Origin of the sequence: Rhodanobacter sp. B04 (assembly GCF_002001125.1) — a bacterium.
Classification (GTDB): Bacteria; Pseudomonadota; Gammaproteobacteria; order Xanthomonadales; family Rhodanobacteraceae; genus Rhodanobacter.
Genome location: NZ_MUNV01000020.1, coordinates 48,086 through 56,323 on the forward strand (window position 1 = coordinate 48,086; position 8,238 = coordinate 56,323).

6 protein-coding genes are annotated in these 8,238 nt (G+C 58.3%); 5 read left to right on the plus strand and 1 reads right to left on the minus strand.

Features of this window, described 5'->3' with window-relative positions; all coding sequences use genetic code 11:
- The first annotated feature begins 2 nt into the window (after nt 1-2).
- From pbpC to B0E46_RS17430, 5 genes are all read left to right on the plus strand, one after another.
- Nucleotides 3-2,300 carry a penicillin-binding protein 1C gene (gene pbpC / locus B0E46_RS14210; protein WP_254425175.1) on the plus strand — a complete coding sequence of 766 codons (2,298 nt, stop codon included), beginning with the start codon at nt 3-5 and terminating at the stop codon, nt 2,298-2,300.
- Nucleotides 2,301-2,597: 297 nt separating this feature from the next.
- Nucleotides 2,598-3,305, plus strand: a complete 708-nt coding sequence (locus tag B0E46_RS14215; protein WP_077556432.1) for a 2OG-Fe(II) oxygenase — start codon at nt 2,598-2,600, stop codon at nt 3,303-3,305.
- A gap of 309 nt (nt 3,306-3,614) precedes the next feature.
- Nucleotides 3,615-5,045 carry a protein kinase gene (locus tag B0E46_RS14220; RefSeq protein ID WP_077556433.1) on the plus strand — a complete coding sequence of 477 codons (1,431 nt, stop codon included), beginning with the start codon at nt 3,615-3,617 and terminating at the stop codon, nt 5,043-5,045.
- 5 nt (nt 5,046-5,050) lie between these two features.
- Nucleotides 5,051-6,208, plus strand: coding sequence for a UvrD-helicase domain-containing protein (locus B0E46_RS14225; RefSeq protein WP_077556434.1), 1,158 nt, complete (start codon nt 5,051-5,053; stop codon nt 6,206-6,208).
- The gene (locus tag B0E46_RS17430) at nt 6,205-7,620 is read left to right on the plus strand and encodes a hypothetical protein (protein ID WP_139350560.1); all 1,416 of its coding nucleotides are present in this window, start codon (nt 6,205-6,207) and stop codon (nt 7,618-7,620) included. The genes B0E46_RS14225 and B0E46_RS17430 overlap by 4 nt, the downstream gene beginning before the upstream one ends.
- A gap of 153 nt (nt 7,621-7,773) precedes the next feature.
- On the opposite strand, the gene B0E46_RS14230 is transcribed toward B0E46_RS17430, so the two are convergent.
- Nucleotides 7,774-8,124, minus strand: coding sequence for a hypothetical protein (locus B0E46_RS14230; RefSeq protein WP_077556435.1), 351 nt, complete (start codon nt 8,122-8,124; stop codon nt 7,774-7,776).
- Nucleotides 8,125-8,238: the final 114 nt, after the last annotated feature.

The following is an 8,238-nucleotide window of genomic DNA, read 5'->3' on the forward strand; positions in this document are numbered from 1 at the left end:
CCATGTTGCTGCTGGCGGCGTTCGTACTCGACCGCCTGTTTCCGTTGCGGCTGCCGCCGCCCGACACCGGCAGCACGGTGGTCTTGGCGCGCGATGGCACGCCGCTGCGCGCGTTCGCCGACAGCGATGGCGTGTGGCGTTATCCGACCAGCGCGCAACAGGTGTCGCCGCTGTACCTGAAGGCCTTGCTGGCCTACGAGGACCGCTGGTTTCCACGGCACCCCGGCGTCAATCCGTATGCGCTGGTGCGCGGCCTCGGCGGCCTGCTGCGGCATGGCCACGTGGTGTCTGGCGGCTCCACATTGACCATGCAGGTGGCGCGGATCATTCAACCTATTCCGCACACGTTCCGCGGCAAACTGCTGCAGATCTTCCGCGCGCTGCAACTGGAAGCGCACCTGAGCAAGGCGCAGATCCTCGACCTGTACCTCAACCACGCGCCGTTCGGCGGGCCGATCGAAGGCGTGCAGGCGGCTTCGTGGGCCTACCTGGGCAAGCCGGCCAGCCAGCTGTCGCGTGCCGAAGCGGCACTGCTCACGGTGCTGCCGCAGGCGCCGAGCCGGTGGCGCCCGGATCGCCATCCCGATGCGGCCCGCCGCGCTCGCGACAAGGTGCTCCAGCGCATGCGCGACGAAGGGGTATGGAGCGAGGCCGAGGTGCGTGAGGCGACGATCGAGCCGGTGGTCGCGCGTTCGCTGCGTGCACCGCTGGAAGCGGCCTTGCTCGCCGAGCGACTGCACCAGCAACAGCCGCAGGCGCGGCGCATCGTCACCACCATCGACGCCGACCTGCAGCGCGCCGCCGAGGACCGGGTCAGCGAATACCTGGCGCGGCTGCCCGCGCGCACCTCGGCCGCGGTGCTGGTGGTCGACAACACCACGCTGGAAGCGAGTGTCTATGTGGGCACCGCGGAATTCGCCGATCCGCTGCGGCTGGGCCATGTCGACATGGTGCGTGCGCCGCGCTCGCCCGGCTCCACCTTGAAGCCATTCCTGTACGGGCTGGCGCTGGACGATGGCCTGATCGATTCGCAGAGCCTGCTGGTCGATGCACCGCAGGATTTCGGCGGCTACCGGCCGGGCAATTTCGACGAGGCGTTCAGCGGCCCGGTCAGCGTGGCCGAGGCCTTGCAGCGCTCGCTCAACGTGCCGGCGGTGGACGTGCTGGATCGCGTCGGCCCCAACCGCTTCGTGGCGCGGCTGGCCAATGGCGGCGTCGACCTCGGCCTGCCCGACGGTGCGCAGCCGAATCTCTCGATCATCCTCGGCGGCACCGCCACCCGGCTGGAAAACCTGGTCGGCGCCTATACCGCGTTCGCCAACGGCGGCATCGCTGGCACGCCGCGCTACACGCCACAACAACCGATGCAGTCACGGCGCCTGCTGTCACCGGGCGCGGCATGGATCATCCGCGACATCCTGGAACACAACCCGGCCGACGTCGAAGGCGCCCCGCTGGAAGGCGCGATCAACCGGCACGCCGCGGTGGCGTGGAAGACCGGCACCAGTTACGGCTATCGCGATGCATGGTCGATCGGCGTCACCGACCGCTGGACCGTCGGCGTGTGGATCGGCCGTCCGGACGGCACGCCCTCGCCCGGCCAGTACGGCGCGGTGACCGCGTTGCCGCTGCTGTTCCAGCTCACCGACATGCTGCCCGGCCGGGGCGGCAGCCACGCCGCGCAACCGGCCAGCGTACGTGCCGTGGACATCTGCTGGCCGCTCGGCGCCGCCGCGGGTGCCACGCCGGGAAAACTGTGCCGGCAGCGCCGCACGGCGTGGGTACTCGACGATGCCCTGCCACCCACGTTCGCCGAGCGCGACCTCGGCGCATGGACATCGGGCCTGCTCACGTTGCGCGTGAATGACAAGGGCCAGCGCCTCAGCGGTGCCTGCCACGCCCGTCATGAAAGCACGATCCAGCTGGCTCGCTGGCCGACACTCGTTACGCCTTGGCTGAGCGTGGATGACCGCAGCAGTTCGGCATTGCCGCCACTGGCGCCGGGCTGTGCGGCCGATTCACTCGAAGTGGCCATGCCGATTCGCATTGCGGGATTGAGCGACGGAGCCACCTTGCGTCAGGCGCCAAACAGCAACAAACCGCTGCGCGTGATCTTGCAGGCGCTCGGTGCGCAGGGCACCGTGCAATGGCTGCTCGACGGTCGACTGCAGGGCAGCAGCGAAGGCGATGCCAAGTTGCCGCTTACGCTGGCGCAGGCCGGCGAATCCCGTGTAACCGCACTGGCCAATGATGGCGCGTTCGCAACGATCACGCTTCATGTGGTGGCTACGCAGCGTTGAGGCCGTGCCGTTTCCAGTCCATAGCAGTACCCGCTCCGATAGGCTGGCCTCGGCTGCCGTCCGCCGTTGATCGGGATCTCATCGTATTCGCAAGCGCCGGATGCGCTCCCCGAATTCCAACCGCAACTCCTCGGCGCTCTTCGCGGATGACTTGGCTATACGATAGTTTCGCTGGGCCGAGTGAAAGCGCACTTCAACCCAATGGCGTGGTATCACGCACAGCGGCCATGAAATTGAGAAACATCAATTCGAACTGCGTTATAAGCACTCTCCACCTTCACCCACGTTGAGCACCTGATGCAGGCCCAGATGCAGTCCGATTTCATCGAGATTTTCGACAACGCGCTGGCGCCCGAGCAATGCGCTGCACTGATCGAACGCTTCAAGCTTAGTGGGCAATCAAGGCCGGGACAGGTCGGTAGCGGGGTGTATCCGGAACTCAAGGACAGTGCCGACATCACCATCACCGGCAAGCCGGAGTGGCGTGACGCTGAAACCGCGTTGAACCTGGCAATGCTGGCGGGGCTTACCCGTTACCTGCGCCGCTACCCCTACACTCTCATTGCGCCGTTGATGCTCAAGGTTCCCGACGCCACGGGCCAGTCGCGCCAGTTGACCGAGGATGATCTGGCCGCGATGGACGATGCCGCCCTGAGCTCGCTGGCCCGCACCGTGTTCACGCCAGGCAGCATCAATCTGCAGCGCTATCGCGCTGACACGGGCGGCTACCCTTACTGGCATTGCGAACTGTTTCCCAAGGATGCCACTGCGCAGACCCTGCACCGCCACCTGCTATGGACGGTCTACCTCAATGATGGCTTTGCCGAAGGCGAGACCGAGTTTTTCCATCAGCAGCGAAAGATCAAACCCCGCACAGGCAGCCTGTTGATCGCACCGGCTGCGTTCACCCACACCCATCGCGGCAACCGTCCGCAGGGCGGCGACAAGTTCATCGCTACTAGTTGGGTGTTGTTCCAGCGCGCGGAGGCGCTCTATGGCAGTTGAGCAAAGCTCATGTGGTGGGCCCACCAACCCCCATGTATGGCCTTTGAGGCCATCAACAGAGCCAAACAAGGCAGCGTCAAAGTTTTTGGTATCCCGTTCCGTATCCCGCAAATCAATGCACTACTCCAGAATGGTTCGACTGGTGCGCTGACTTTTGGGTACCGGCGCCTTCGTGTCTCGAATTTCGGCTGCAATCGTTCATACTTTAGCTATGGGGAATATCCGCAGGAAGCTAAATGGCGCCGGGCCATAAGCTCTGCCGTACCAAAATGTCGATCGACGGAAGAGCGACGCACCTAAGGAGGGAGCATGCCTGACATATCGGATGCGGTTCGCGAGGATATCGAGGTTCGCCTCGGCCGATTCCTAAAGGCTAAGGATAAGTACTCGCATCCGACGTTCATCGGATCAGGAGGGTCCGCTGCGATCTACAAAGTGGACACCGACTCAGGCCCACGAGCCATCAAGGTGTATGACCCCAAGTTCTTAACAGGAGACCATGCAAAAGCCGAAGCACGGCGCCTTGATTTGCAGCGATCGCTCATTGGCCATGACTGTTCAACGCTCGTAAAGGTGTTCAGGGTCGAAGAAGCTGAAGGCACCGCATTCATTGAGATGGAATTCGTACCGTGGCCGCAGCTAAAGAGAGTGCTTGCAGATGTTCCGGATGAAAAAGTCTCCGGCCTCGTGAAGCAGCTTGTAGAGGCGGTTGTCTTTCTTGAAAAGCTAGACATCGCTCATCGCGACGTAAAGCCAGAGAATATTCATGTCTCTGAAGACTTCTCCCAACTAAAACTCATCGACTTGGGTGTGTCGCGCACCATGTCACCGAGAGACGAAGAGGGGAACGATGCGACGGATCATGGGCAGAAGAGGCCATTCATTGCGACGGCTCAGTACAGCTCGCCCGAATACCTATTCCGGCTCGATGCGCCCTCGCCAAACCTCTGGAAGGCGCTCAACATTTATCAGGTAGGAGCAGTTCTTCATGATCTGATAAATAAAAAACCGCTGTTCGATGATGAGGTGAATCTAGATAACCGATGGCTCGTAGCCCGAGCCGTTCTTACAAAAATTCCGAACTTCCCTGATGCTGATCCAACTCGCCTAGTGGCGCAAAAAGCTTTAGCTATCCGTTGCCTTACTAAAGACGTGGACACGAGGTTGAGGATCGTCAGCTGGAGCGACTTCACTTTTGAGGCGTCGACTGACGGTCTATCGACGCTCAAGAGTCGATTGGCGAAAGGGAAAGGACTTGCGGGCAGTCAGGGCGCAGCTGCGGTGGATGAAAGGCTCCGCTTCGAACGCGAGCAATTTGCAAAAAGGTTCTGTGAAGTGGTGCGAACAGAGCTCATCGCTGCTTGTGACCGAAAGGTACACGTGACCATGGTGGTAAATGCGTCAGGGGGGGCTTCGGGGTATGAATTCGAACTAGAGATAGGCCCAAGAGTGACCGTTTTGGCTAGCGTTCGGCTCGACTGGTTCGATGACATGAACTGCAACTCAGCCCGAGTCTCAATTGCCGCAGCTCTGAGCTGTGGGTCAAGCGCGGCCCCAAACCCAGAGCCACAAGTTGTCGCGGTGGCCACGATAAGTGAGTCGGAGGAGACTATCGCCCTAGATGTCGCGCGTTGCTTAGCCGATATACTCGTTCGTGTACTCGATCTACTTGAGTCCACCGATGATGTAACGGTGTTGCACGGAACGGATATTGGCCAGCTTGTTCTCGACACGGACTAAGGTTAATGGACACAAGTTGGTGGGTTTCAAAGGATGATCTTGACCCCGCGCAGCAGGCATTCATTAAATTGCCCGCACACGGCAAGTATCAGTTAGAGGGTCCAGCTGGATCAGGTAAAACAAATCTCTTACTCCTTCGCGCACAATTTGTTGCAGGCCAAGGCGAGAAGAACGTTTTGGTGGTTACCTATACCAACGCCCTCTGTGACTTTCTGAGAAGCGGCCTTGTCGGGACTGGCCTGATCGAGGGTGATCAGGTGCGAACTTTTCATTCATGGGCGGTGGGCCATATAGGGCGCTATCTGAAAGTACCCTTGATCGAACAGGGTGCAGACTTTGATGAAGAGACCAGAGCACGGGCGGTCGAGTTGTTGAAGCAGGCCAATGAATGTCTACCAGCAAAGAAGATCTATAGCTCAATATTCGTGGATGAGGCTCAAGATCTAACGGTAGATGAGCTTCGTTGCCTCCTCTCTCTTTCAGACAACGTTTGCGTTTGTGGAGATCTGAAGCAAGGAATTTACCAGCGAGACGGTTTAGACATAGCCACCGACATGGGCTTGGAAAAGCACACTTTAACCAAGCATTACAGAATCGGTCAGAGGATCGCCCAAGTGGCAGATCGGCTCTTAGCCGCAGAGAACCCCGGACAGTCACTGGAAGCGACATCCAACTACAATCCGAAGATCCAAGGGACGCCCAGTGCAGAAATTCATAGATGCGCTGACCGCGATGAGCAATTCGCCAAACTATGCGAATTACTTAGCGTCCAGCTCGTCGCATTCCCGGGCGAGAAGATCGGTATCTTCTGTGGCAAGCGAAGCACTGCAGCTGAATTGGCTGAGCGGTTTGAGGGCACAGAGTTTGAGCAAAACGTGTGCTATCACGTTGCGGATACGGACGGATTTGCAAGCGACGCCCTTATTCATATCATGACGATGCACTCGGCGAAGGGTGTCGAGTTTCGAGCTGTACACCTCTTCGGTGTCGAAGAACTGCGACGCGGCCCGTTGTCACGAAATACTCTGGCGTACACAGCAATTACACGCGCTAAAACAGCGCTCAACGCATACTGTACCGGCAAGACCAATCCGGCGCTTGAGGAGGCCTTTGCACAGCCCAAGCACATGGAAATCGAAGACCTCTTTCCGAGCAAAAAATGAACACCGAGAACTTAGTTTGGTATGCCGCTGAGAGAGAGGAACTTCCGGAGGTAGCCTTCGGAATCGGAGACTTCCGTGAGCGAAGCTCTCCGTTTTTCCCCGGGTCATTCGCCGGAAGTAAGGGCGTCAGGGTGGCATTTACCCGCGAATCTGTCGGGTCATTGGATTATCAGCCCCCTTCTATGTTTGTGCTGGAGAAGAAATCAGCACCCGAGACTCTCTCGTGGCTACGTGTGTACGCACGAGGCGCATTTCCATTGAGCCAGTTTGCACGAGTTGTTACCGAGGCTGATTGGGCTTTGCTTTCGTCTGAGGAGACTGATGGTCAAGCGACCCGTAGCGATAAGTGGTCCAGCGTCATTCTCGGGGAAATCTTGGCTCAGGCCGATTTTGAGGGCGAACTTGACGCACTTCCTGTATCAAGAGCGACCGCCTGCTTCTCATCGTCGGTCGCGCGTACCGTGCTTCTTCATGACTCATACGCTGTAACGAGATTGTGCACGGAGCGCCTGAGAGACGCTTCAAGAGACGAGAGATTCGGAAAGCGCGTCGTGTCTGTAGATATGCTTGTGCCGATATGGGCAGCGTTGTCAGCGAACATTGCTGATGTGTCTGACATGTCTGAGTTGGTGGATCTTTTTCTGCATGCTGCAGATATGGCCAATGACACGCGGGCAGCTCAGTATGGGCAACGCGAATTGTTCAAATACCACCGCCAAATATTCAGCGATTCAGTGGAAGAGCGTGTTGTTGCCTTTCAGCGGATATCCAGTGACATCGTTTCTGGGGGCGGCCGTACACCCACGGTATCTCCGTATTCTGCTGCGGTGTTGGCTCTGGCTGCCTTCCTTGTTGGGAGAGGGACGAGTCATGCATTCTTACTTCGGAAGTTCCCTGCTTTCGCGCCGTTGGCATTTGCGTGGTTTGGACTAGCCGCAGCCTTGCGTGGACCGCGAGGATGGGACCAGTCTTGGGCGAGAGTAACCAAAGCAATCGAGCGTCAAGTTCGATCCGCTTTTCACTGGAGTGATCCACCGTCGGCCGATATCTGCTGGGCAGAATATAAGTGGCTTGCAGATACTTTCTCAGGCAACCAAGCTCTTGCAGAGCTTAGCCGCATGACGCCTCGTTCCCTATCTATCGAGATAGTGCCCGGTGCGGTATGTCAGTTTCGAACATCAGAGCAGAAACTTCCTCAAGAGTATGTGGTCAGAGCAACCCAAGTCGCTCTACCCCGCGATCAAGAAATACGTGCGACCCTCGAATCGCTCATTGACCTGTCTAACAAGGCTAGGCAATTGCTTGGCCGAGCCGAAACAAAAGTAGGGGAGCAGCAAGGCCTTCCACTTGAGGCGTCGAATCCCGCTTCTGGGTCGAAAGCGAAACGGAATTATAAGAAGCCTATTAAGTAGGCCAATTCCATGGCTACGCGCTCTCCATATAGTGCAAGAGAGGCCTAGGCAAGCCACGTGGGCCGAACGGTAAATGGCTGAAACTTGTTTAGCCGATGCAGCACTGCAGAAGTGGGAAAGCGAGAAGGGACAGCACGGGGGCGAGAAGTGGGGTCATGGTAAATACAAGAGGTAGGCATACACTACAAACGTGGCGATCAGACCGAAAGATACGATGATGCAGATCGCCTGCAATATGCGCTTCTGCCAGCCAAGACGTTTTCGAAGTGCGTTGAAGCTTCCCTCAAAGAGGTCTTTTACCTTCTCGTGATCCTTTGCGATCGTCTGCTCACGTCGATCAATTTCTTCCCCGAGAACCTCCATCGTCTGCCGCTGGTTGGTGACCAATATCCACGTCAATATGGCGAAGATGAAGCTGCCGATTGCTACGCCGGTGTTTATCCAAAACTGGCTGCCAATTCCTTCCGCGTGCTTCATTTGGGTGGCAACAATGTTGAGTTCCATCCAAAACTGAGCCACTTCGCCGGGTGATTTTCGTCGAAATTTGAGCCACCTCCTACCACCCTCCGCTCACAGCACGAGCGGGAGCAACAGGAGTGATCGACGTGGCCCTATTGA